Source organism: Propionicimonas sp. T2.31MG-18, from assembly GCF_964266745.1.
In the GTDB taxonomy this organism is placed as follows: domain Bacteria; phylum Actinomycetota; class Actinomycetes; order Propionibacteriales; family Propionibacteriaceae; genus Propionicimonas.
Genome location: NZ_CAXWGX010000001.1, coordinates 272128 through 297057 on the forward strand (window position 1 = coordinate 272128; position 24930 = coordinate 297057).

General features: G+C 74.4%; 10 protein-coding genes (1 of these 10 only partly in view). 5 read left to right on the forward strand and 5 right to left on the reverse strand.

All coding sequences use genetic code 11. The annotated features are described in order from the left end of the window. Nucleotides 1–14656, reverse strand: partial view of a hypothetical protein gene (locus tag ACFQQJ_RS01205; RefSeq protein WP_377103236.1) — the 5' end (the start) only. It extends 16484 nt beyond the left edge of the window; only the first 14656 of its 31140 coding nucleotides appear in the window; it begins with the start codon at nucleotides 14654–14656; the stop codon falls past the left edge of the window. A 289-nt stretch (nucleotides 14657–14945) separates the two neighbouring features. Between ACFQQJ_RS01205 and ACFQQJ_RS01210 the strand changes: the two genes are divergently transcribed. Beyond that, entirely contained in the window at nucleotides 14946–15827 is an 882-nt protein-coding gene (locus ACFQQJ_RS01210; RefSeq protein WP_377103238.1) for a hypothetical protein, read from the forward strand. A 40-nt stretch (nucleotides 15828–15867) separates the two neighbouring features. Here ACFQQJ_RS01210 and ACFQQJ_RS01215 read toward each other — a convergent pair whose 3' ends face one another. From ACFQQJ_RS01215 to ACFQQJ_RS01230, 4 genes are all read right to left on the reverse strand, one after another. Further along, nucleotides 15868–16098 carry a DUF3073 domain-containing protein gene (locus ACFQQJ_RS01215; RefSeq protein ID WP_377103240.1) on the reverse strand — a complete coding sequence of 77 codons (231 nt, stop codon included), beginning with the start codon at nucleotides 16096–16098 and terminating at the stop codon, nucleotides 15868–15870. A gap of 102 nt (nucleotides 16099–16200) precedes the next feature. Further along, the gene (gene purM, locus ACFQQJ_RS01220) at nucleotides 16201–17268 is read right to left on the reverse strand and encodes a phosphoribosylformylglycinamidine cyclo-ligase (RefSeq protein ID WP_377103242.1); all 1068 of its coding nucleotides are present in this window, start codon (nucleotides 17266–17268) and stop codon (nucleotides 16201–16203) included. Then, nucleotides 17258–18715, reverse strand: coding sequence for an amidophosphoribosyltransferase (purF, locus tag ACFQQJ_RS01225; RefSeq protein ID WP_377103244.1), 1458 nt, complete (start codon nucleotides 18713–18715; stop codon nucleotides 17258–17260). The genes purM and purF overlap by 11 nt, the downstream gene beginning before the upstream one ends. Nucleotides 18716–18757: 42 nt before the next feature. After that, nucleotides 18758–19783 (reverse strand): DUF4870 domain-containing protein, encoded by a 1026-nt coding sequence (locus tag ACFQQJ_RS01230; RefSeq protein ID WP_377103246.1) that lies wholly within the window; start codon nucleotides 19781–19783, stop codon nucleotides 18758–18760. 145 nt (nucleotides 19784–19928) lie between these two features. On the opposite strand from ACFQQJ_RS01230, the gene ACFQQJ_RS01235 reads away from it, so the two are divergent. The 4 genes from ACFQQJ_RS01235 to ACFQQJ_RS01250 are packed head-to-tail and all read left to right on the forward strand — an operon-like array spanning nucleotide 19929 to nucleotide 24882. Next, nucleotides 19929–21407, forward strand: a complete 1479-nt coding sequence (locus tag ACFQQJ_RS01235) for a succinic semialdehyde dehydrogenase (protein ID WP_377103248.1) — start codon at nucleotides 19929–19931, stop codon at nucleotides 21405–21407. Between the two features lie 3 nt (nucleotides 21408–21410). Then, a complete protein-coding gene (locus ACFQQJ_RS01240; protein WP_377103250.1) occupies nucleotides 21411–22196 on the forward strand; it encodes an SDR family oxidoreductase in 786 nt (261 codons plus the stop codon). Next, complete coding sequence (locus ACFQQJ_RS01245) at nucleotides 22193–23917, forward strand: bifunctional chorismate-binding protein/class IV aminotransferase (protein WP_377103252.1); 1725 nt, start codon at nucleotides 22193–22195, stop codon at nucleotides 23915–23917. Before ACFQQJ_RS01240 ends, ACFQQJ_RS01245 begins: the two co-directional genes overlap by 4 nt. A 59-nt stretch (nucleotides 23918–23976) precedes the next feature. Beyond that, nucleotides 23977–24882: an N-acetylglucosamine kinase gene (locus tag ACFQQJ_RS01250; RefSeq protein ID WP_377103948.1), complete on the forward strand. Its 906-nt coding sequence runs from the start codon at nucleotides 23977–23979 to the stop codon at nucleotides 24880–24882. Nucleotides 24883–24930 lie beyond the last annotated feature (48 nt).

A 24930-nucleotide genomic window follows, 5' to 3' on the forward strand; every position in this document is an offset into this window, starting at 1 on the left:
CGGGGACGGTGACCGCGCCCGCGCCGAAGACGATCAGCGCGCCGCTGGCCCCGGTGACGCCCGGCCCCCCGGAGACCGCACCGGCGCCGATGCTGATGTTCGCCATCGCGATCCGGGTGACGGTCGCGGTGCCCGACCCGAACCGGTCGAATGCGATGTCGCCGTGCACCGCGAGGCTGCCGATCGTGATGTCGATGTTGCTGGCGGCGATCCGCAGGTAGGGGCCCTTGCGGAGCACGAGGCTGCGGGTGCCGGCGGGCGTCCCGTCCACGCCGGTGAAGGAGACGGTCTGGTTGACCGCGACGCCCAGCGTGTTCACCTGGAGCGTGAGGTCGGTCCTGACCCCCACCGGCAGGTTCACCAGGGCGATCGTCCCGGTGAGCTCACCGGCGAAACCGGTGGGCAGCATCAGCAGGACGCCGCCACCGCCGGTGAGCCGGAGGCCGGTGTCGTCGTCGGTGGTGTCCGGGTCGCCGGCGTCGCCGAGGAAGAGGCTGACGTCGCTGAAGCCCATCCGGACCACCTTGACCCCTGCCGCCGTGCGGGTCTGCTCGAAGAGCACGACGCCGGACAGGCTCTGGCCGAACAGGGTGATCGCGGCCGGGTCGTCCAGCAGGCCCACCTGCACGCGCAGGGTGTTCTTCGGGACGACCAGCGACGCCGTGACCGCACCGATCGTGATGGTGCGCGAGACCGCGGCGGCGGTGGTGTTCACCTGGAGCACGACGGTGGCGTCCAGGCTGAGGTCCTTCGACAGCGTCGGCGAGAGCGTGATCCCGGCCACCAGCGATCCGGCGATCCCGCCGCGGGTGATCAGGAGCGCGCCGGTGCTCACCGTCACGGTGGCGAAACTCGTGGCGCCGTCGCCGAGGGTGAGGCTCGCGTTGCTGACCACGAGCGTCAGCTCCGTGCCGCTGCGGGCGAAGCCGACGTCGCCGGTCAGGCGCTGGCCCGCGATGCCCACGACCAGCCCGGCGCCGCTCACCGCGACCGACGACGCGGCCAGGGTCGTGCCGTCGAGGTCGTAGGCGCGGGTCAGGGTGTTGACCGAGACCTCGAAGGTGCCCGAGAACGTGACGCCGGGGATGTCGATCGCTACCGTCGCGGTGATGCGTCCGGCGATGCCGCCCGGCTGACCGGCGGACGGCGGGACGATCTGGAGGGTGCCGGAGCCGTTGCTGACGACGACGACGTCGCGACCGTCGCTGCCCAGCCGGAGCGACAGGTTGGCGAACCCGACGGTGGTGAGGTAGCTGCGGGTCGCCGGCAGGTTGCCGTCGTCGTCGAGCTGCGCGCGGCGCTCGACGCTGAGGTCGGTGGCGAACCGCTGGCCGCCCAGGTCGATCGACACGCCCGTGACCGCGACGGCGACGAAGTCCCCGGCCTCGAGGCGGAGCCGGGTGGTGGTGCCGCCGACGCTGAACAGCTCGTCGACCGCCAGCGGCGTGGTGACGCCGCCCGTCGTGCGCGCCATCCGGTTGATCGAGACCGCGACGCCCGCGCTGATGGGCGCCATGCCCGCGCCGAGGCTGATCGTGGCCGTGGCGGAGACCGAGCCGGCCAGGCCGTCCGCGGTGACCAGTATCAGTGCCGTGCCGCCGCTGACCCGGACACCGATGTCGTCGGTGGTGTCATCGGTCGTGCCGCCGTCCGCGCCCAGGAAGAGGGTGACGCCGGTGGCCGCGATCTTGAGGCTGCTGCCGTCGTCCCCTGTGCCCAGCCGGCGGTCGGCGCCGGCGGTGGCGACCTGCTCGAACGAGAACGCGCCGCCGAACTGCTGGCCGGCGATGCTCACGCTCACCGGGTGCGCTGTGCTGCCCAGCTCGACGCGCAGGAAGCGCCCGGCGGGGAGGTCGAGGCCCAGGCCGGCGTCCTTCACCGGGGAGGTCGTGGTGTTCACCGAGAGGGCGACGTCGGTCGCACCGAGGACGAGCCCGGTGTCGTCCAGGCCGATCAGCTCGACGGTGCCGGCCAGCTGGGTGGCGAGGCCCGCGCGGGTGAGCAGCAGGCTGCCGTGGCCGTCGGTGAGTTGCAGCCCGCGGTCGTCGTCCGTCGTGGACGCGGACCCGGCGTCGCCGAGGAAGAGGCGCACCCCGCTGGCGCTGATCGTGGTGACGCGCGCGCCGGCCGGGCCGGACTGGGTGATCCACAAGGTGCCCGACAGGGTCTGTCCCGCGACCGAGAGCTGGACGTCGGTGCCGCCGATGCGCAGGCTGTTCGCCGCGGTGTCGATCTCCAGTCGCACCGTGCCGCCCAGGCTCACCGACGGCACGTTCAGCGCGACCGTGACGCTGAGCGAGCCGGTCATCGCCGGGGTGGCTCCACCGGTGAGGACGAAGCTGCCGCTGCCCTCGGTGAGGACGACCAGGTCGGTGGTGCCGTCGCCCAGGCGCAGGGAGGCGTCGGCGAGCACGACGCGGGTCGTGGTGCCGTCCTGCTCCACCGAGACCGAGCCGCGCAGGGTCTGCCCCGCGATCGTGAGCGCGATCCCGGTGCCGGCGACCCGCAGGTACGGCCCCGCCTTCACGTCGAGCGCGACGGTGGTGCCTCCCACCGTCACCGACTCGCGCACCGGCTGGTCGGAGCGGTTCACCAGCAGGGCGAAGGTGCCCGAGACCGCGACGGAGTCCGGCAGCAGGCTGCCGAGGTCGATCCGGCCGGCAAGGCTGCCGGCGATGCCGGCGGTGGTGACGACGAACAGGCCGGTGACCCCGTCCAGGATGGGGGTGTCGGTGGCCGAGAGGGCGAAGGCAGCCCCGCTGACCGCGATCACCGTCCGGGCCGCCCCGAGGCTCGTGGTGGCGCGGCTGACCAGGAACGATCCGGACAGCACCGGGCCGCCCAGGCCGATCGCCATGCCGGTGCCGGTGAAGCCGACCGTTCCCGCAGCGGTGTCCACCTCGAAGCGCAGCGCGTCCGCGTCGAGGGTGAAGCCGGAGCCGAGGTCGATGCTGGTCTGCGTCAGCGCGACCGTCCCGCGCAGGCCCGTCGGCGTGAGGGTGAGGTCCCCGTCCAGGCTCAGCGGCCCGATCGGGTCGCCGAGGTCAACCTCGACGGAGAGGGTGATCCTGGTGGTGCGTCCGGCGGCGGTGGTGGCCTGGACCACGCCCACGCTCCCCACCAGGGCGAAGCCGCCCACGGTGAGGGTGACGTCGTCGGCGCTGAGCGACAGGCTGGGCTCGCCGGGGGCGGGGCTGGTGTCCACCGCGAGGGCGAGGTCGCCGGACAGGTCGAGGCCGGGGACGGCGAGGCTGACGGTTCCCGACACCGAGCCGGCCAGCCCGGTGGCGTCCAGCACCAGGGAGCCCGTGCCGTTGGTGAGCCGGACGACGTCGGTGGTGCCGTCGCCGAAGCCCGCCTGGAGGTTGGCGACGGTGACGGTGGTCGTCGTGCCCGACTTCTCGACGCTGATGTCGCCGGAGAGCCGCTGGCCGGCGATCACCAGGGTGACGCCGGTGCCCTCGACCCGCAGGTACGGTCCCGCCGGCAGCGAGAGGCTGAGCGTCTGGCCGTCGAGGGAGACCTCCTGGGTCACCTTCGTGCCGGTGGAGTTCACGGCGACGGCGAAGGTGCCGGTGAAGCTGACCGCGTCCCCGGGGACGACCAGCCGGACGGTGCCGCCGACCCGGCCGGCGACGCCTGCAGCGGTGACCGCGAAGTACGCGGTGCCGTCGGTGAGGCTGACGCCGGCGGTGAGCGCACCGCCCGCGTCCGTGGTGCCCAGCACCAGCGTGACCCGGGTGGCGACGACCTGGACGGTGACCGGCGGCTGCGTGCCGGCGGGGGCCTGCGGGCTGACCTGGCCGGTCACCTGGGAGAAGACGAAGACACCGCCGAGCTGCTGCCCGGCGACGGTGAGGTGTGCCGGGGTTGCGGTCGTGCCGACCTGGACGCGCACCGAGCGTGCGGCGAGCTCGACACCGTCGACGACCTTCGCCGCCGCGGACGTGTTCAGCTGCAGGCTCACCGCGCCGGCGAGGTCGATGGCTGCGCCGCCGGCGAAGGTGATGTCGCCGGTCAGCGCCAACGCCGTGCCGGCCGGGGTCAGGCTGATCTGGCCCGCCGCCACGGTGACGACCGCGACGCCGTTGCCCAGGCTGAGGGTCAGCGGGTCGCCGCCCGCGCGGGCGCTGGTGCCGAAGCTGATCGTCAGGCCGGAGGGTGAGGTGGCCACCGCGACCGTGCCGGTGAGCAGCTGCCCGCCCACGCCGATCGCCAGGTCGTCGCCCACCACGCTGATCGTGCCGTTGGCGACCGACTCCCCCAGCAGGGTCTGCGGCGAACCGGTGTTGTTGAGCCGCACGTCCACCGTGCCGGTGAGCGTCACCCCGGAGAAGCCGGCGAGGGTGATCGTGCCGGTCACGGCGAAGGCGTGCCCTGTGCCGGCCTTGATCGCCTGGCCCGCGGTGACCGCGATGTACACGCCCTGGGCGAGCGGGTTGGGTTCGGTGCCCGCGTCGTCGAGGTAGCCCGGGCCCTTGCCGACGAAGACCCGCGCCGAGGTGATCGTCAGCACGCCGGCGCCGAAGGTCAGGTCGCCGTAGATCTCGACGTTGTCGCCGATCCGGATGCCGCCGGAGACGGTCACCACGACGAACGGCGAGCCCGCGCTGGCGACCTCGGTGTCGCTGAAGGTGAGCTGGAGTGTCGCGGTGCCCACGGCCACGGCCTGGTCGACCGCGCCGGTGGTGTTGTTGAAGCGGACGGAGACCCGGGCGCCCGCGCTGAACGCGCTGCTCGCCGACACCGACACCGCGCCGGCGAAGTAGCCCGCGACGCCGGCCGCCGTGACGAGGAAGACGCCCTCGCCCTCGGTCACCGAGAGGCCGTCCGTGCCGCCGGTCGGGGTGAGGGAGACGCTGACGCCCGTGAACGCGACCACCGTCGAGGTGGTCGCCCCCTGGGTGCTGCGGCTGACGGCGAAGCTGCCGCGCAGCGTGAAGCCGCCCGCCCCCCCGATGCCGAGGGCGCCGTCGACGACGGTCACCGCGACGAAGGGTCCGGCGGCGACGTCGATGCCGAGTTCCGGTCGCGCGACGTCGGCGGCCGTCGTGTTGAGCTGGAGCGCGACCGCTCCGGCCAGCGTCACGCCGGGGAGGTGGAAGACGCCGTCGAGCGAGCCGCTGAAGCTCGCGGCGACGCCGGCGGTGGTGACCACCAGTGCGCCGGACCAGTGGTTGTCCGCGGTCACGGTGACGGCGGAGCCGAGGGTGAAGGTGACCGTGGTGGCCGCCAGCGCCACCTCACCGGTCAGGGCGTCGTAGCGGACGTCGAGGCTGTCGGCGCCGAGGCTGAACGCGGGGGCGGCGAGCGTGATCGAGGCGCCGGTGACACGGATGGCGACACCCGGCGCGATCCCGCCGGAGGTGGTCGTGCCGCTGTTGAAGGCGACCGCGACCGAGCCGGTCACCGTCAGCCCTCCGGTGTTCACCTGGAGGGTGGTCACGGTCAGGGCGCCGACGCTGCCGGCCGCCGTCGTGGTCAGGGTGCCGGTGATCCCGCCGGCCAGCACGAGGGGTCCCGCGCCGAACGCGATGCGGCCGTTGCGGACGTCGATCGACAGCGAGCCGGGCGCCTTCGTGATCTTGACGTCGGCCACCAGCTCGACCGCGCCGCTGACCGCGAGGGTCACGCCCGTGCCGGAGATCCGCAGCGGGACGTCCGCGCCGATGTTCAGGGGGGTGGTGACTCCGGCGACGGTGAACGACTCGGTGACGGTCCCGCCGGTGCTGTTCAGCTCCAGGCCGAGGGTGCCCGCCAGCGTGAGCCCGGGGACGCCGACCAGTGCGACGGTGCCGCTCACGCGCCCGGCGATCCCGGTGCCGGGGAGGACGAAGAGCGCCGTGCCGTCGGTCAGCGTCAGCAGGGTGCGGGTGCCGTCGCCCAGGGAGAGCTGCACGGAGGTGAGGGCCAGGCGCACCACGCTGCCGCCGTCGTCGGTCGTCGCGTTCTCGAGCAGGAGGTTGCCACGCAGGCTCTGGCCGGCCACGACGACGGTGACGCCGACGCCCTCGACCCGCAGGTACGGGCCCGCGGGCAGGTCGAGCGACACCCGTCCGCCGCCCACGACGAGCTCCTCGGCGACCGCGACGCCGCTGGTGTTGACGGCCAGCCGGATCGTCCCGGTCACACTGAACGGCGCCGACGCGACCTGGAGGGTGGCCGACAGCGTGCCGGCCACACCGGAGCCGGTGAGGACCAGCAGCCCCGAGATCTGGTCCGCGCCGAAACCGCCCAGGGCCAGGGAGCCGTTGGCGAGCCCGACGCGGACCACGGCGGCACCGTCGGCGGTCGTCGCCTGTTCGAAGGCGACGTCCGCCTCGAGCTCCTGACCGAGGACGGCCACCCGCGCGTGGCCGGCGAGCGCGACGGCGATCGGTGAGGCACCGGTGGTGTCGAGGTCGATCGACACGTCACCGGTGACGGACACCCCGCCCGCGGCGAGGGCGAGCGACACGTCCAGTGACAGGACGAGACCGGCAGCGGAGAGCACGACCTCCGCGGTCGTGCCGGTCACCTGGCGCGCGGTGAGGACCGGCGCGTCGGCCGTCCCGCCCAGCGCGAGGCTGGTGTTGCGCAGGCGCAGGGTGAGCGTGCCTGCCGCGGTGTCGCGGACGATGGCCAGGTCGGTGGCCAGCCGCTGGCCGGCCACCTCCAGGGTGATGTCCTCTCCCACCACGGCGAGGTAGTCGCCGGGTGGCGCGGCGAGCTCGATGGGCTCGCCGTCACCGATCCGGAAGCTCGTCAACAGCTCGGCCGTGCCGGTGTTGAGCACGACCTCCAGGCTGCCCGACAGGCTCACCTGCGGGACGGAGAGCGCGACCGTGCCGGCGATCCGGCCGGCCAGCCCGTCCGTGCCGGAGACCAGCAGCGCGGTCCCGCCGGTGACGGTCAGCAACCCCCCGAAGCTGACCGTCACCTGGCTCAGGGCCACCCGCAGCACCGTGCTGGGCGAGGTGGCTGTTGTGGTGGCCTTCTCGACGGCGATGTTGCCGGAGAAGGACTGGCCGAACACCGTCAGCGCGATGCCGGTGCCCTCGACCCGCAGGTACGGGCCGGCCGCGAGGGAGAGGTCGACGGTGTGGCCGGCGAACGTCACCGACGCCGCGACCTCCGCCGCCGTGGTGTTGACCGCGACCGAGAGCGTCCCGCTGAACCCCGCGTCGGCGCCGAGGTCGAGGGTGATCGCGCCCGAGATGGTGCCGGCGAGCCCGCTGCCGGAGACCACCAGCAGGCCCGTGCCGCCGACCAGCGCCACGCCGTACCCGGGGCCGCCGATGGACAGGCCCACGTCGGCGAGGCCGAGGATCGTCACGGCCGCGCCGTCCGCGTCCGTCCCGCGCTGCACGAGCACGTCGGCGGTCAGCTCCTGGCCCGCGATGGTCAGGGCGAGGTCGTCGGCGACCACCCGCAGCGGTGTGGCCGCGCCGGCACGGGTGTCGGCCTCGACCGTCACGGTGGTGCCGTCGAGGCCGAGGGCGGGGACGTCGATGGTGGCCTGGAGGCTGCCGAACAGGCCGGCGGCGGTGAGGGTGAGTGAGCCGCTGATGGCGCTGACCGTGACGGCGGAACCCAGGTCGATGCCCGCGTCCGCCAGCGTGACGGTGACGTCGCCGCCCGTGCGGCCGAAGCCGATCGTGCCGGTCAGCGCCACGCCGCCGAAGGCGAGGGTCGCCCCGCTCACGGTGAACTCGGTGACCGTCGTCGTGGCGTCGAAGGCGACGTCGACGCCGGCGTCGGTGCTGCCGGGGATGACGAGGGTCTCGTCGATGACCGCGCCGGTGGTGTTGACCCGCACCGCCGTCGTGCCGGCGAGGGTGAGCCCGGACACTCCGACGATGCTGACGGTGCCGGAGGCGACGAGGGCGTAGCCGCCGTTGTAGGAGATGAGGCCGATCCGCGCGTCGCTGAGCAGGACGCCGACCGCGAGCGGGTTCACCGCGCCACTGGCAAGCTTGGCCGGGCCGCGTCCGAGGAACACCATCAGGCCCGTGCCCGCGAACACCTGGGCCGCGACGCCCGCCCCGCCGACGGTGATCGTGCCGTCGGAGAAGCTGACGTTGCCCTCGATCGTCACGAAGTCGCCGATGGTGAGCGTGGCGTCGGAGATGCTGAGGCTGAACAAGTTCGCCGGCACCGCAACGCTGAGCGTGCGTCCGTCGAGCTCGACGCTCGCCTCGACGTCGCCGCTGGTCGTGTTGACCTGGAGCAGCGCGCTGCCGGAGATCGACGCCCCACCCGCGGACGCGGCCGCGGTGCCGGACAGGTAGCCGGCGACGCCGCCGTCGCTGATCACCAGCAGGCCGGACCCGTTGGTGAGGGCGGCCTCCGTCGCGGTGCCGATCCAGGCGGTGAGCCCGCTGACGGCGATCACCGTCTGCACGCCGCCGTCCACCGTGGCCCGGGAGAAGGAGAGCGCGCCGCTGATGCGGCCCAGGGACGCCACCGAGAGCGGCTGGTCGGCCGGGACGATCAGGGTGACGCGGAAGGCGCCGGTGGCGGTGTCGATGGCCACGGCCACGTCGAAGGTTCCGCTGACGAGGTCGGCGAGCGCGAACGTCGCCCGCGCCGACAGCGTCCCGCGGACGCCGTCGGCGGCCACGATCAGGGTGGCGTCGAGCTCGGAGACCTCCAGCGCGGGATCGGTGGCCGACGGATCGGCGGCGAAGGAGAAGCCGCCGTCGGCGACGGTGAGCTCGATGCCGTCCGCGGTGCGGGAGAACCAGGCCTCGCCGGCCCGGATCAGGACGCCGGCGACGGTCAGTTCGAGCGTGCTGCCGCCGACCCTGACCCTGCCGGCCGCGGTGTCGAGTTCCGCGCCGATGTCTCCGCCGAGGCTCACCCCGGGGACGCTCAGCGCGACGCTGCCGCTGAAGGCCCCCGTCAGGCCGGCGGCGGAGACCGTCAGGGTGGCCGCCGCGCCGGTCAGCCGGACGGCCCCGCCCGCGAGTTCGACGGTGCCGTTGGCGAGGACGAACTCGAGGTCGTCCGCCGCGGTGACGCTGAGGTCGCCGCTGATCGTCTGGCCGAGGACGGCGAGCGTGACGCCGGTGCCCGCGACGGAGAAGGTGCCGGCGGCCGTGTCGAAGGACGCGGCGAGCGAGCCGGACAGCGTGACGTCGGTGACGGCCAGCGCCAGGTCGCCGGCGACGGTGCCGGTGAGGCCCGCGGCGGTGACCACGAACTCGCCACTGCCGTTGGCCAGCGTGAGCACTCCTCCGCCGAGGGAGAACGCCGCGTCGCTCACCGCGATGGTGGCCACGGTGGCGCCGGTGCCGTCGACGCCCCGGCTGACCGCCAGCGTCGCGGTGACCGTCTGCCCGCCGATCGTCAGCCGCGCGCCAGAGGCGACCACGCGCAGCCACGGCCCGGCCGGGAGGCCGCCGACGGCGACACCGGAGGTGTTGACCTCGACAGAGACGTCGGAGCTGAACTGGAGGGCGTCCAGGTCGGAGCTCACCGTGCCGGACAGCGAACCGGACACCCCGGCACTGTTCACCGCCAGCGCGCCGGTGATGCCGTCCACCGCGAGCAGCGTGGCGGCGCCGGCGGCGATGCGCAACGACCCGCCGGTGACGCCCAGCTCGACGGTGGTGACGCCGCCGGTGGTGGTGGCCGACAGGCGGAACGATGCGACCTCGAGCTCCACGGTGGCCAGCGTCACCGTCACGGTGGTGCCGGTGATCGCCAGCGACTGGCCGGACGCGTCGGAGGCCAGGTCGAGGCTGAAGTCGCCGGACGCGGCCAGGCCGGGGGCGGTGACGACGAGCGTGCCGGCGATGCTGCCCGACGCGCCGGTGCTGGTGAGGGCGAGGTCGCCCGCCCCGGTGAAGGCGATGCCGGAACCCGCGCCGCCGAGCGTCAGGCGCAGCGCGGTCGCCGCCACGGTCAGCCCGTCCGCGGACTGGGTGATGGCGAGGTCTGCGGTGAGCGCCTGGCCACCGATCACCAGCGTGGCGCCGGTCGCTATGACCTGGACGAAGGCGTTCCCTGCGTCCGCGACCTCTGCTCCCGTGAACGACAGCAGGCGGTCACCGGTGCCGCCCACCACCGGAGCGGTCTCGTCGACCGCCGTGGCGAAGCTGTTCACCCGGGCACGGACGGTGCCGGCTGCGGTGACTCCGGCGAAACCCTCCAGCGCGAGCGAGCCGGAGGCGTCCAGGGCGTAGCGGACGCCCGTCCCGTCGGCCTCGACGAGCAGCGCGACCGCCGCACCCGACAGCCGCACGCCGCGTCCGTCCGCACCGAGGAAGATGTCTCCTGCGGTGAGCGCCAGCAGCGCGGAGACGGTGCTGCTCGTGGCCGAGCGCGCCAGGCCGAGGCGGAGGCCCACCGTCGCCGAGAGCAGCCCGGTGGCGACCGCCGTCGCGGTGATCGTGCCCTCGTAGCCGGCGTCGGTGATCGTCAGGCTGCCCTCGCCGCCGGTGACCTCCAGGCGCTGCGCGGTGCCCGCGCCGAGGTCCAGCGCGAGGCCCGACACCGCCAGCTCGAGGCTGTCGGCGCTCGCCGCCGCCCGGACGGTCGCGGTGATCGACTGGCCGGCGATGCTCGCGGCGAGGGTGCCGCCGACGACCAGGCCATCGGCGCCGTAGGTGAGCTCGGCGCCGGTCAGCGCGAGCCCCGCGCCCGCCGAGCCGAAGGTCACCGCGCCGGTGAGGGAGAACTCCACCTGGCCCGTGGCCGCGCGGCTGGTGAGGACCAGGTCGCCGGCGATCGAGACGAGGCCACCCGCCACCGTCGCCGTGACGCCCGCCGCGGTCAGCACGAGGTCGCGTCCGGTCTGGCTGAGCGAGGCCGAGGCGATCGACAGCGTCGCCACCTCCCCGCCCTGGGCGACGCTGAGCGTCAGGTTCGTCACGGTGAGGGTGAGGGTGCCCGAGTCGGGCTCGCCCGTGACCGTGTAGGTGGCGGAGAGCGTCGTGCTTCCGGACACCCGCCACCCACCGCTGGCGAGGTCGACGGCGATCGTGCCGGTCACGCTCGCGCTGCCGCTCCAGGTGGCCCCGGCCGGGTCGAAGGTCGCGGTCACCGCGAGGCCGCTGAGGGTGACCCCGGGGGCGAGCGCGAGGGTGGTGTCGCTGAGCGTTCCGTTGAGCTTCCCGACGATCCACGCGACCACGCCCTGCAGCGGGCTGCCGGTGGTGTAGGCCGAGAAGTGCGGGAGGTCGGCGGTGAGGGTCCCGGTGGCCGGGTCCCAGGTGGTGGCCTGCTGCTGGAGCGTCCCGTCTGCGGCGACGTAGTAGATGACGGCACCGGCGTCGGCGGCCGCGACCTGGATGGACAGCCGGGGTGCGATGGCGAAGGTGCTGATCACCGCGCCGGTGCGGGCGTCCCGGGCGTGCAGATCGTAGACCGGGGAGCCGAGGTGGAGGCCGCTGATCGTCGCGGCGCGGGGGGTCATGCTCACCCATGCGTCGGCGGGGAGCGATCCGGGGGCGAAGCTGAGGGTGGCGCCGGGGGCGGTGAGGGTTCCGCCGAGGGCGGCGAGGACGAGGACGGCGCCGGCGGGACGGCCGGTCGGGAGGGTGGTGCCGAAGCGGGTGAGGTCTGCGGTGACGGTGGCGTCGGTACGGGTCTCGATCGCCGGTGGGCCGCGTCCGGCGTGGATCACCAGGGGGCCGCCGGCGAGGACGGGCGACGACGCACCGACCACGGCGGAGAACCCCGCGTCGTTGACGGCCACCCCCGGGTCGGGGAGGCCCGTGCCGCCACCGACCGTCGCTGCGGAGGCACCGCCGACGAGAGCCTGCAGCCGCGCGCCGCCCGCCACCTCGGCCAGGAGCCCCGCGGGAAGGTCGACGACGGCCAGCGCGGACGAGCCGACGCCCGCCTGGCCCGACAGCCGCACCGGCAGGGCGACAGCGGTGAAGGGCAGCCCGCCCAGGCCGGCCAGGGCGTCCGCGGCCACCGGCGTCCACCGCCCGGCGAGCGCGTGAGCGGTCGTGCGGGAGGTTCCGGTGGCGGTGGCGTCGAGTGCGCCGGTGAGCAGGAGGGAGCGTCCGATGGCGGCGGTCGTGGTGTGGTCGGCCGCGACGAGGGCCGTGCCCTGGCCGCTGGCGATCGCCGTGGCGTCCTGGGTGGCGGTAATCGTGAGGTCCCCGACGGTGAGGGCCGGCCCGGCGGACAGCCGGGCACCGGTGTCGGCGAGCGAGGAGACCAGTGCCGGCCCCCCGGCGGTGACCGAGGTGGCATCGGTACTGGTGGCGGCGAGGCCGAGCGAGCCCGCCCCCCGCAGGTCGGCCGCCTCGCCGACGCCGGCCGCGGTCCGCGCCGAACTGACCGCGACACCGAGGCCGCCGGCGGTGACCTCGAGCTGGTGGCCGGCGCTCGCGCTCACGGCGAGGCCGTTGTCGACGCTGACCAGTGCGCCGTCATCGATGCCGCTCGTGGTGGTCAGCACGACGCGGACGACGGCGTCGCCGGCCGCGGCCAGCCGCAGCCGGTCGGTCGTGGACGCGTCGACCTGCGTTGCCGAGCCGGCGGCGATGTGGACGGTGCCGGACAGACCGGCGGAGGTGGTGCTGGACAGCCCTGCTGCCAGGTCGGTGCCGGCAGAGAAGGACAGCGTCCCGCCGGCCGTGGCGGCCAGCCGGACGCCCGCTGCGGCCAGGTCGGCATCGGACACCGAGACGCTCGTCACCCGGGTCAGTCCCGCGACCAGTGCGGTGCCGGCGTCGGCGGAGAGGTCCGTCGTGGTCGCGGCGGTCACGGCCAGCTCCTGGCCCGCAGAGACGGACGTGCCCTGCACCGTCGTCGCGGCGAGGGCCGTTGCCGCCGTCCCGTCACCGAGGACGGCCCGCAGGTCGGCGCGCGTGCTGATCGCCACCGAGCCGGTCGCCCCGATCGTCGAGCCCGTGACCTGCACGACGGCGCCGGCGTCCGAGCGGCCGGAGGCGGAGGCGGACAGGTCGACGTCGCCGCCGAAGACCTCTGTGTCCTTCAGGACGAGCAGCGCGTGGGCCGCGTCGCCCGCGGCGACGGCGCCGAGCGTGATGTCCCCGGCACCGTCGCCGCCGCGGGTGTCGATGGTGGCGCTGTCGGCGAGGATGCTCTCGGCCACCACGCTGAGGTCGGCGCCGGTGGCGAGCTCGACGTGTCCGCTGAAGGTCACCGTCGACCCGCTCGCCGTCACGGAGAACCGGTACGACGGGGCCACGACCCGGAGCAGCGCGAGCAGGCTGCGGATGAGGAGCTGGTGGTCGTCCCCGGTGAGCGAGAGGTCGCCCGAGCCGTCGACGCCCACCTCGTCCTGGCCCTCGACGTCCACCTCGAGGCTGCTGCGCAGGCCGCTCAGGTCGATGCTGATCGAGGCCTGGCCACCGGCCACGCGGACGTGGGTGATGCCGTCGCCCGAGACCCGGACGGAGGTGTCACCGCGGGTGAAGACCCACTGGCCGGCCTCCGGGTCGAACCAGACCCTGCCCTTGCCGGAGGCGGTGCCCGGGTACAGGACGGCGCTCGCCCCGTCGACCTGCCAGCGGGCGGGGACGGTGGCTGCCGGCTCGTCCGTTGCGCCGTCGCCGGCACCGGTGGTGGCGGGCGCATCGGTGGCAGGTGCGTCCGTCGTGGCAGGCGCCGGTTCGTCCGCGGTGGTGGGTGCCGGCGCCGGCTCCTCCGCGGCGGGGACCGAGGGCTCGTCCGCTGCCGGCGCGTCCGCCGCGGCGCCCGCGGTCTCCTCCAGCGGCGTGATCAGTGCCTGCGCGCCCCGAGCCGGCGCGTCCGTGGCCGGCAGCGCCGCGGGCACGTGCCTGCGTTGGCCGGGCAGCAGTTCCGGGGCCATCACGCCGTGGCGGCTGTGGCCCAGCCCGATGGCGTGGCCGACCTCGTGGCGCAGGACGGTCGCCAGGTCCATCCGGTCCCAGCCCCAGCCCGAGGCGTCCCGGTCGATGGTCACCCGGCGCCCCTCGGCCAGGCCGAGGTAGCCGTCGGGGAGGTCCGCCACCCGCGCGGTGACTCCGCCCGTGTCGGCACCGGCGGCGCGCCACTCGGCGAGCACGCGCGGCAGGGTCGCCCGCAGGTCCCGGGTGGACAAAATGCGTACGTCGCCGGACGGCCCGACCGCGCTGCGCAGCGGTTCACCGGTCGCGGGGGGATCCTGGGTCCCGTCCCCGGACGTGTCTCCCGACCCGGTGCCGCCCGTGCCGCCGCTGCCGTCGGAGGCCAGCGGGCACGAGATGGACGCGGCCCCGCCGGTCGCCCCACCGACGGCCACGCACTGGCTGGTGGACAGTGCCTTCGACAACGCCTCGAGCGCCTTCTGGAGCTGGCGGTTCGCCCGCGCGCGGGCTGCGGCGATCGCCTTCGCCCTCTTCAGCAGGGCGGTGCGCTGCTGGGCGGCGGCCGCCTGGCTCGCGGCCAGGCGCTGCTCGGCGAGGAGCTTCTTGATCACGGCGGCCGCACGCGCACGGGTGAGCGGCTGCTGCGGTGTGGCGGCGTCCCTGAGGCGGACGGTCGTCCCGGTCTCGGAGGAAGGTGTCGACCCTGTGCCCGCGGCCGGCGCCGTGCCGGCGGGCCGGGCTGTGGGCTCGGCCGCCTGCGCGACGGGAGCAGAGAGGAGGAGCCCCGCGACGAGGGCGTAGGAGACGGCCAGCGAGACCGGGCGCAGCCAGGAACGGGGGCGGCCCCCCTGCCCCCTGCTCTCCCGGCTCAGCCTCATCGCGCTCCGCGTCCATGTGGTGCTCCGTGCCGGTGCCGTGCACTGGCGGGAGCGAATGGCGAGATCTCGTGCTGAGGCTACCGCTGCCCGACCGGAATTGTTACCCGCCAATTGCGAATTCACACGACAGTGAATGGCGCTGTCACCCGGACAGGTGACAGGGATTCCGTGCCGGAAGTCGGGAACGGGAAATTGCCTCCACGGGGGTGCGGCGCGGCCGTCGGCGGAGGACGCTGTTACCACCTTGCAGCGGGCCGGACCGGCCCTGACCCGAGAAGGTGGAGGCACCATGTCCCGATCCGAGAGCGTCGGCCGTCCTCCGCGGTGGTGGCGCGCGGCACTGGGGGTGGTGCTCGCGGTGCTGGCCGGCGTGCTCGCACCGGCGGCCGTCGTGGCGGACTGGGCGCACCACCAGGTCGACGACACCGAGGCCTTCGTTGCCGCCTACGGCCCCCTCGTCCGCGACCCACGCGTGCAGGAGGCCCTGACCGCCTCCCTCACCGACGCGATCAACCGGCAGCTCGGGCTGGAGGACAACCGGCTCGCCAGCGCGCTCGTCCAGCGGGCCGTCGGGCAGGCTGCAGGCAGCGACGCGTTCGAGACGGCCTGGACGGCCAGCCTGCGCCTCGCGCACGCCGAACTGCGCGCGCTGCTCTCCGGCGACCCCGGGCGGCTCCAGGTGGTGGACGGTGAGGTGCAGCTGCGCTTCGCGCCGTTCGTGGACGCCGTCACCCAGCGGCTGACCGAGGCCGGCGTCCCGTTCCTGGACCGCCTGCCGGAGGTCACCGGCGGCTTCACGCTGTTGCGGGTCGACCCCGCCCTGCTGCCCACCCTCCAGGCGGCCTACCGGGTGCTCGGTATCGGCGCCGCCTGGCTCGGGGTCCTGGCGTTCCTCGCGGCGATCGGCGCCGTGGCGGTCTGGCCACCCCGGCGCCGCGCGCTGATTACCGTCGGCGCAGCGATCGCCGTCGGCATCGTCGCCACGTGGTGGGCGACGACGGCCTTCGTCCGTGCGCTGGTGGACGGGCTGTCTCCCGCACTCTCCCCCGTGGCGGGGGCGGTGGCGGAGACGGCCCTGGCGCCGCTCGCCTCCCCGGCGCTCGCCGTCGCTGTCACCGGCGCGCTGCTGGCGACCATGGCCGCGCTGGCCGCACGCACGCCACACGCCTGACCCGCGGGCCAGGGGTGTCAGTGGTGCGTGGGGGTGCCGCTCAACTTATGCGGCGGTAATCCTGGGCGTCGTCGGTGTCGTCACCGTCGTCGTAGCGACCGGCCAGGTCGCTGTACTGGTCGTCCTCCACCTCGTCCTCGGGCTGGAACCCGGGCTCGAGGCCGTCTCCACGAAGTTCGCGCTCGAGCGAACTGAAGTCGGTGGAGTAGGAACGGTACTTCAGATCGCGAGCGACCTTGGTCTGCTTCGCCTTCGCACGGCCGCGCCCCATGAGGTCAGCCCCCTTCGCAGCGGTCGAGCCGCTTCAAGAATCAATCAAGTGTCTTCGTGAGGCCAAGGGTACCCAATCAGCGCACGGCCGCAAAGACGACGCTCAGCCCCGGAGAGGGTGCTCTCCGTGCAGTTCCACGCGGGCGGGCGCCCCGGGTTCGGGACGGATCCCGCCGAGCACCCAGGACGCGATGCCCGCCTGCTCGGCGAGCCGGCTCGCGGTGGCGACCGAGGACTCCGGGAGCACCAGGGCCATGCCGACGCCCTGGTTCAGGGTCGCCTCCACGTCCGGCTGCGAGATGCGTCCGAGGTCCTGCACGAGGCCGAAGACCGCCGGGGGCGTCCACGACGCACGGTCGAGGTCCGCGACGACACCGTCGGGCAGCACCCGCACGAGGTTGTTGGCCAGGCCGCCGCCGGTGATGTGGCTGATCGAGTGCACCTCGACCGCGTCGATGATCGCCAGCAGGTCCCTGGCGTACACCCGGGTGGGGGTGAGCAGCTCCTCGCCCAGCGTGCGGCCCAGCTCCGGCACCTCCCTGTCGAGCTCCCAGCCGGCGGAAGCGACCACGTGCCGCACGAGGGAGTACCCGTTGGAGTGCAGCCCCGAGGACGCCAATGCCAGCACGGCGTCGCCGGGACGCACCCGGTCGGCCCCGAGGATCCGGTCGTACTCGACGACGCCGGTGGTGGCGCCGGCGATGTCGAACTCCTCGGGCTCGAGCAGGCCGGGATGCTCAGCGGTCTCGCCACCCAGCAGCGCGGCGCCCGCCGCGGTGCACGCCGCAGCGATCCCACCGACGATCGCCGCGATGCGCTCGGGGAAGACCTTCCCGCACGCAATGTAGTCGGTGACGAACAGCGGCTCGGCGCCGGTGACTACCAGGTCGTCGACGAGCATGCCGACGAGGTCCCAGCCGATCGTGTCGTAGACGCCCATCGCCTGGGCGATCGCCACCTTGGTGCCGACCCCGTCGGTGGAGGTGGCCAGGACCGGACGCCGGTAGCGCGCGAGCGCCGAGGCGTCGAAGAAGCCGGCGAAGCCGCCCAGGCCGCCCAGCACCTCCGGCCGGTGGCTGGCCGCGACGGAGGCCTTCATCAGTTCCACGGCCCGGTCACCGGCGACGATGTCGACACCGGCGGCGGCGTAGGCGCTCTGCTCAGCAGCCAAGCTTCTGCTCCAATCCCATCTGGCGGGCACGGTCGGCGGGGATCGGCACCGGATAGGTGCCCTCGAAGCAGGCGCGGCACAGCTTGCGCCCGGAGATGCCGGTGGAGGCGGTGAGCCCCTCCAGGCTGATGTAGCCGAGGGAATCGGCGCCGATCGAGCGGCAGATCTCGTCCACGCTGAGACCGGGCGCGATCAGCTCGGCGCGCGTGGCGAAGTCGATGCCGTAGAAGCACGGCCACTGCACGGGCGGGGACGAGATGCGCACGTGCACCTCGGCCGCGCCGGCCTCGCGGAGCATCTTCACCAGCGCGCGCTGGGTGTTGCCGCGGACGATCGAGTCGTCCACCACCACCAGCCGCTTGCCCTCGATGACGTCGCGGATCGGGTTCAGCTTCAGCCGGATGCCCAGTTGCCGGATGGTCTGGGACGGCTGGATGAACGTCCGCCCGACATAGGAGTTCTTCACCAGGCCCAGGCCGTAGGGGATGCCGGACGCCTCCGCGAACCCGATGGCCGACGGCGTCCCCGACTCGGGGGTGGGGATCACCAGGTCGGCGTCTGCCGGGGCCTCCATGGCCAGCGTCCGGCCGATCTCGACGCGCACCGCGTGCACCCGGCGGCCGGAGATGAGGGTGTCGGGACGAGCGAGGTAGACGTACTCGAACAGGCACCCCTTGGGGTCGGCCTGCGCGAAGCGCGTGCTGTTCAGCCCCGACTCGTCGATCCAGATCAGCTCGCCCGGCTCGACCTCGCGGATCAGCGACGCCCCGATGATGTCGAGCGCTGCGGTCTCGCTCGCGACCACCCAGCCCGACGCCAGCCGGCCGAGCACGAGCGGGTGGATGCCCTGGGCGTCGCGCGCGGCGAACAGCGTGTGCTCGGTGGCGAAGACCAGGCAGAAGGCGCCCTGGAGCCGGGGCAGCACCTCGAGCGCCGCCTCCTTCAGGCCGTTCTCCGCGTGGGCCGTCATCAGGGCGGTGACCAGCGCGGTGTCGGAGGTGGAGTCCATGCGGTTCTTGCGCGGCACCTGGGACGGCTCGACGCTCTGGCCCAGCCAGGCCTCGAGCTCGTCGGTGTTGGTGAGGTTGCCGTTGTGCGCGAGCGCGAGGCTGAAGTCGCGGGTGCCGCGGAAGGTGGGCTGGGCGTTGTCCCAGGTGCTGGCGCCGGTGGTGGAGTAGCGGCAGTGGCCGACGGCGAGGAACCCGTTGAGGGAGTTCAGCGTGGGCTCGTCGAACACCTGCGAGACCAGGCCCATGTCCTTGAAGACCATGATGCGCTCGCCGTTGCTGACCGCCATGCCGGCAGACTCCTGGCCGCGGTGCTGGAGGGCGTAGAGGCCGAAGTAGGTGAGCTTGGCCACCTCTTCGCCGGGCGCCCACACGCCGAAGACGCCACAGGCGTCCCTGGGTCCGGGGTCGTCGGTCCAGTCGTCACCCGGGCTCTGCACGGCCCGAGTCTACCGGCCGCGGCCGACGACCCCGGACGGGGTTCACTTCACGATGCGGATGTTGAACGGGTAGCGGTAGTCCTGCCCGCTCGTGGTCTGGACGGCCGCGACGATCTTGAAGATCAGCCAGAGCAGGCCGACCAGCGGGGCGAGGATGAAGCCGACGATGACCACCATCAGCACGATGCTGACGATCATGGCGATCGACATGGTGATGTCGAAGTTCAGCGACTCCACCGCGTTCGCGCGCACCCGCGCGCTCTTCGGGCCCTGCACCAGCATCACCAGCAGCGGGCCGAGGAACGGCAGGCTCACCAGACCGGCGACGAGGGACGACCAGTGCGCGGCCGTTGCCCAGGTGTTCTCCTCCGCCGGCGAGATCGAGGCGGCGGGCACCATCTGCCCGGGCTGGGCGTAGCCGGGCTGGTAGCCGGCCTGCGCGTAGGGGTCCTGCCCGAAGGCCGGCTGGGCGTACTGCTGCGCCGGGGGCACGGCGTACGGGGACTCCGCGTACGGCGCCTGCGGCTGCGGGACCGCCTGCGGAGCCGGCGACGGCTGGGGCGCGGGCTGGCCGTAGGCCGACTGCGCGAGGTTCTGGGAGTAGTCGCCGCCGAAGGGCACCGCCGGCGCCACCGGCGGTGCGGGGGGTGCCGGCTCGGGCGCCGGGTGCGGGAGCTCGAGGCTCGGCAGGTCGAGGTTGGTGGCCTGGCCGGGCAGGCGCGCCTCCGTCTCCAGCGCACCGAGGTCCGGGGCGACCGGGGCCTCGGGCTCGACGTCGTCGAGGGCGAGGGGGCCGGGCTCTGCGGGGACGGCGTCCTCGACCGGCTCGGTGACGGGCTGCGCGACCGGCGCGGTGACGGGCTGCGCGACCGGCGCGGGATCGACAAGCTCGGCGTCCACCGGCTCGGCGTCCACCGGCTCGGCGACGGGTTGTGCGACCGGCTCGGGATCGACCAGTTCTGCGTCCACCGGCTCGGGGTCGGTGTCGGCGGGGGTCGTGGGCTCGACGGCGGGCTCGGTCTCGATCGGCTCGCGCTCGTCGGCAGGAGTGTTGCTGCTCGGTTCCATGCTGCTCACCCTAGGCGTGGGTGGGGTGGCTGCACAGGCTCGCGCGGGGGAAGCCGGGGGCCGATCGGGGTACGCCCGGGGACCCGTGGGGCACGACCTGCACAAGGGGGCCGCGCGCGGGTAGCGTCCGCGTACCCTGATGCCCGTGGCCCCCGAGCACCTGGTCGTTCGCCGTCCCTTCGATGACACCGTCTACGGCGTCCTGCCCGCGACCCCGCCGGACGCGATCGCGCCGGCCGTCGCCCGGGCCAGGGTCGCCCAGCGCGCCTGGGCGAGAGTCCCCGTCACCCGGCGCGCCGCGGTGTTCCGCGAGCTGGCCCGGCTGATCCTCGCCCACCGGGACCGGATCCTCGACACCATCCAGGAGGAGACCGGCAAGGCCCGGATCAGCGCCCTCGAGGAGTTCCTGGACGCGGCCCGCGCGGTGCGCGTGTTCGCGTCCCAGGCTCCCGGGCTGCTGCGGCCGTCCCGAAGGGCCGGAGCCATCCCGCTGCTCACCCGCACCAGGGAGTACCACCGCCCGGTCGGTGTGGTGGGCATCATCAACCCCTGGAACTACCCGTTCAACCTGCCCGCCTCCGACGCGGCCCAGGCGCTGCTGGCCGGCAACGCCGTGGTGCTCAAGCCCGACTCGCAGACGCCGTTCACCGCGCGGCTGCTCGCGGAACTGTTCGCCCTGGCCGGCCTGCCGGAGAACCTCTTCCAGGTGCTGCCGGGGTCGGGGTCGGTGCTCGGGCCGGCGCTGGTCGCGGAGGTGGACTACGTGATGTTCACCGGCTCCACCGCCACCGGACGCCGGCTGGCCGCCGCCTGCGCCGAGCGGCTGATCGGCTTCTCCGGGGAACTGGGCGGCAAGAACCCGCTGCTGGTGCTCGCCGACGCGAACCTGCGGGCCGCCGCGGCAGGGACCGTCCGCGCGGCCTTCGCCAACACCGGCCAGGTGTGCGTGGGCATCGAGCGGGCGTACGTGGTGGGCGAGGTCTACGACCGCTTCGTCGAGGAGCTCCTCGCCCAGGTCGCCTCGCTGCGCCTCGGCGCCGGCCTGGACTGGAACGTCGACGTCGGCTCGCTGGCCTCCGCGGGGCAGCTCGCCGCGGTCTCCCGGCACGTCGAGGACGCCGTCGCGAAGGGCGCGTTCATGCTCGCCGGCGGACGGCCGCGGCCCGACCTCGGCCCGTTCTTCTACGAGCCGACCGTGCTGTCCGGGGTCACCGAGGAGATGGCGCTGTGCCGGGAGGAGACCTTCGGCCCTGTGCTCTCGCTGTACCGGGTGGCGTCGGAGGACGAGGCCGTCGAGCGCGCCAACGACTCCCGCTACGGGCTCAACGCCAGCGTCTGGTCCGCCGGACGGGGCGAGGCCGTCGCTGCCCGCCTGCGCGTGGGCACGGTGAACGTCAACGAGGGCTACGCCGCGGCCTGGGGCTCCCACGCCGCGTCCATGGGCGGGATGGGCGAGTCGGGCATGGGACGCCGGCACGGCAGCCACGGCCTGCTGAAGTACACGGAGCCGCAGACGGTGGCCGTGCAGCGGCTGCACCCGATCGCGCCGCCGCGAGGGGTGGGCAACAAGGGGTACGCGGACGTCATGACGCGGGCCATCGGCCTGCTGAACCGGTGGGGGTGAGCCGTGGAGCTCGATGGTGCGAGGGTGCTCGTCACGGGTGCGGGCAGCGGTCTGGGCCGCCGGCTCGTCCTGCAGGCTGCGGGCCGCGGTGCCCGCGTCGTCGCGTGGGACCTCGACGGTGAGGCCGCGGCCGAGACCGCGCGACAGGCGGGGGCCGGGGCGACCGGCGCCCGCGTGGACGTGACGGACGCCGCCGCGGTGGCCGCCGCCGCCGCGGACGCCGGGGAGGTGGACGTGCTGGTGAACTGCGCCGGCGTGGTCACCGGGAAGCCCCTGCTGGAGGCGACCGAGGAGGGGATCCGGCGCACCTTCGAGGTGAACACCCTGGCGATGTACTGGACCACCCGCGCCTTCCTCCCGGGCATGGTCGCCCGTGGACGCGGCAGCCTCGTCACCATCGCCAGCGCCGCCGGCCTGGTGGGCGTCGCCCGGCAGACCGACTACGCGGCCAGCAAGTGGGCTGCGGTCGGCTTCACCGAGTCGTTGCGGGCGGAGCTGCGCGGCAGCGGCGTCCACACGGTGCTGGTGGCGCCCTACTACATCGACACCGGCATGTTCGCCGGGGTGCGGACGAGGTTCCCCCTGCTCCTGCCGATCCTGAAGGAGGCGGAGGTGGCGGCCAAGGTGCTCGACGCCATCGCCCGCGACCGCCGCCAGCTGATCCTCCCGCCGCTGGTGCGCGTGGTCCCGGCGCTGCGCGTGCTGCCGGGACGGGCCTTCGAGGCGCTGGTCGACCTGTTCGGCATCAACCACACGATGGACCACTTCCGGGGACGGCAGGTCCGTTGAGCCGAGCGGTCAGCGCGGCGTTCGACCTGCCCGCCGATCCGCCGGGGAGGCAGGAACGGCTGCGCGGGGTGTTCCTGGGGCGTCCCCGGGTGCTCCGGGCGGACTCCCCCGCGGAGGTGCCAGCCGTCGTCGAGGCGGCCGAGGCCGCGGCGCTGGCCGGCGCGTGGGTGCTCGGCGGGTTGTCCTACGGTGCCGCCGGGGCGTGGGACGCGGCCCAGCACGCGCGGCGCGACGACACCCCCGCCGCGCACTTCGAGGTCTACGCCGACCCGCCCGGACCCTGGCCGGAGGACCCGGCCGGACTGCCCGCCCTCGACTGGCGACCCGACCGGACGCTGGCGCACGGGCTGGGCCCGGAGGACGGGGTCACGCGGGTCGTCGGGCACATCGCCGCGGGCGACTGCTACCAGGTGAACCTCACCTCGCGGTGGCGGGCGGTCGCCCCCGGAGCCGACCTGTGGGAGCTCTTCCGCGGGCTGGCCGCGGCCCAGCCGGGCGGCTACGCCGTCTACTCGGCTGCCGCCGGCGTGGCCAGCGTGTCGCCGGAGCTCTTCTTCGCGCGCCGCGGCGAGCGGGTGGTGACCGAGCCGATGAAGGGCACCGCGCCCGCGTCCGCCGGGCCGGACGTGCTCGCGACGCCCAAGGAGCGGGCCGAGAACCTCATGATCGTCGACCTGCTCCGCAACGACCTCGGGCGGGTCTGCCTCCCCGGGACCGTGAACGTGGACCGGCTGTTCGAGGTGCACCGGCTGCCGACGGTCTGGCAGCTCACCTCCACGGTGAGCGGACGCACGCCGCCCGGCACCCGGCTGGCGGAGGTCTTCGCCGCACTGTTCCCCTGCGGGTCGGTGACCGGCGCGCCGAAGCTCGCAGCGATGGGCGTGATCGCCGACCTCGAGGACGCCCCGAGGGGCTGGTACTGCGGCGCGCTCGGGCTCATCCGGCCCGGCGGAGACGCGGTGTTCAACGTGCCGATCCGGACGGTCACCGCCCGGGACGGGGTGCTCACCTGCGGCATCGGCAGCGGCGTCGTCGCCGACTCCCTGCCCGCGGCGGAGGTGGCCGAGTGGCACGCGAAGGCCGCCTTCCTCGCCGGCGTCCCGCTGCGCGGCCTGGAGACGATGCTGCTGGCCGACGGCCGGTTCGCCCGCCGGGCCGCCCACCTCGCGCGGCTGGCCGCCACCTGCGCCGCGCACGGGCTGCCGCTGGCTGCCCCGGCGGTGGAGGACCTGCTGGACCGCACCGCGTCCGCCCATCCCACGGGACGGCACCGCGTCCGGCTGGTCGCGGGCGACGGCCCGCCGGCGGTCGAGGTGGCGCCGGCACCGGAGGAGGGCCGCCCGGTGCGCCTCGCGCTGGCCCGCGAACCGCTGGACGCCGACGGGCTGCTGGGCCCGGTGATCCGGCACAAGACCACCCACCGTGCGCACTACGACCGGCTGCGCCGGGCGGCCGGGCCGGGCGTCGACGACGTCGTGTGCCACAACTCCCGCGGTGAGCTGACCGAGTGCACGCTGGGCAACCTCGCGGTACTCCTCGACGGCGCGTGGGTGACACCGCCGGCGTCCTCGGGCCTGCTCCCGGGGACGCTGCGCGCCGAACTACTCGCGTCCGGACGGCTGCGCGAGGCCCGGCTCGTCGTCGCCGACCTCGACCGGGCGGAGGGGCTCGCCTTCCTCAACGGGCTGCGCGGCTGGTGCCCGGCCACCCTGTCGGGGTGAGTCCGTACGTTCCCCGGATCCGGGGCGCGATCGCGGATTAGGCTGCCGACGTGGGCGGAATGTTGGCGCTGGACGCCGGCCAGAGCGGGATCCGGTTGCGGTGGGAGCACGGCCTGGAGCGCCTCGAGGGCGACGCCCCCGGCATCCTCACCGACCGCCCGCTGATGCCCCAGGTGGCGGAGGCGGCGATCGCGTTCCTCACCGAGCACCGGCTGACGCCGACCGTGCTCGGCGTGGGCAGTTCCGGCCTGGTGGCGCCGGAGGCCGCAGAGCTCCTCGGGCTGGTGGCGCCGGCCGGCATCACCGAGGTCGCGGTCGCCCACGACTCCACCACCAGCTACCTGGGTGCGCTCGGGGACTCCCCCGGTGCCGTGGTCGCGGCCGGCACCGGCGTGGTCGCGCTCGCCGTCGGCCCGAGGTCCGTGGCACGGGTGGACGGCTGGGGCCACCTGCTCGGCGACGCCGGCAGCGCGTTCTGGATCGGGCGTGCGGGCATGGACGCCGCGATGCGCGGCTACGACGGCCGGGGGCGGATGACCCGGCTGACCGCGCGCCTGGCGGAGCTGTTCCCCGACCTGTCCACGGCGTACGTCGAGCTCCAGTCCGACCATCGCAGGGTGAGCCGCATCGCCGACTTCGCCCGGGTGGTGGACGAGGCCGCCGACACCGACCCGGTGGCGGCCGGGATCATGGACGCCGCGGCGGCGGAGCTCAGCGAGTCGGTGCTGGCCGGGCTGCGCCGGGTGGGGCTGATGGGCCACGAGCCGCCGCAGGTGTGCGCGCTGGGCCAGGTGCTGCGCTCGCGCCACGTGCGCGACCGCTTCACCAGCTACCTGCGCATGCAGTGGCCGTCGCTGACGCTCACCGAGCCGCTCGGCAACGCCCTGCACGGCGCGTCCCTGCTGGCCAACCTCGGCGAGGACAGCCCGCTGGCGGCCCTGGTCGCCCGGGCGGAACTCCCCTAGCCGGGCACGGCTCGGCCCGGCCCGCCGCAGCGGACCGGGCCGGAGACC

Coding starts and splice junctions, on each gene's coding strand:
- ACFQQJ_RS01250 (WP_377103948.1), top strand. CDS start 23,977: ATGTTGGCGCTGGACGCCGGCCAGAGCGGGATCCGGTTGCGGTGGGAG.
- ACFQQJ_RS01230 (WP_377103246.1), bottom strand. CDS start 19,783: ATGGAACCGAGCAGCAACACTCCTGCCGACGAGCGCGAGCCGATCGAG.
- ACFQQJ_RS01215 (WP_377103240.1), bottom strand. CDS start 16,098: ATGGGGCGCGGCCGTGCGAAGGCGAAGCAGACCAAGGTCGCTCGCGAT.
- ACFQQJ_RS01210 (WP_377103238.1), top strand. CDS start 14,946: ATGTCCCGATCCGAGAGCGTCGGCCGTCCTCCGCGGTGGTGGCGCGCG.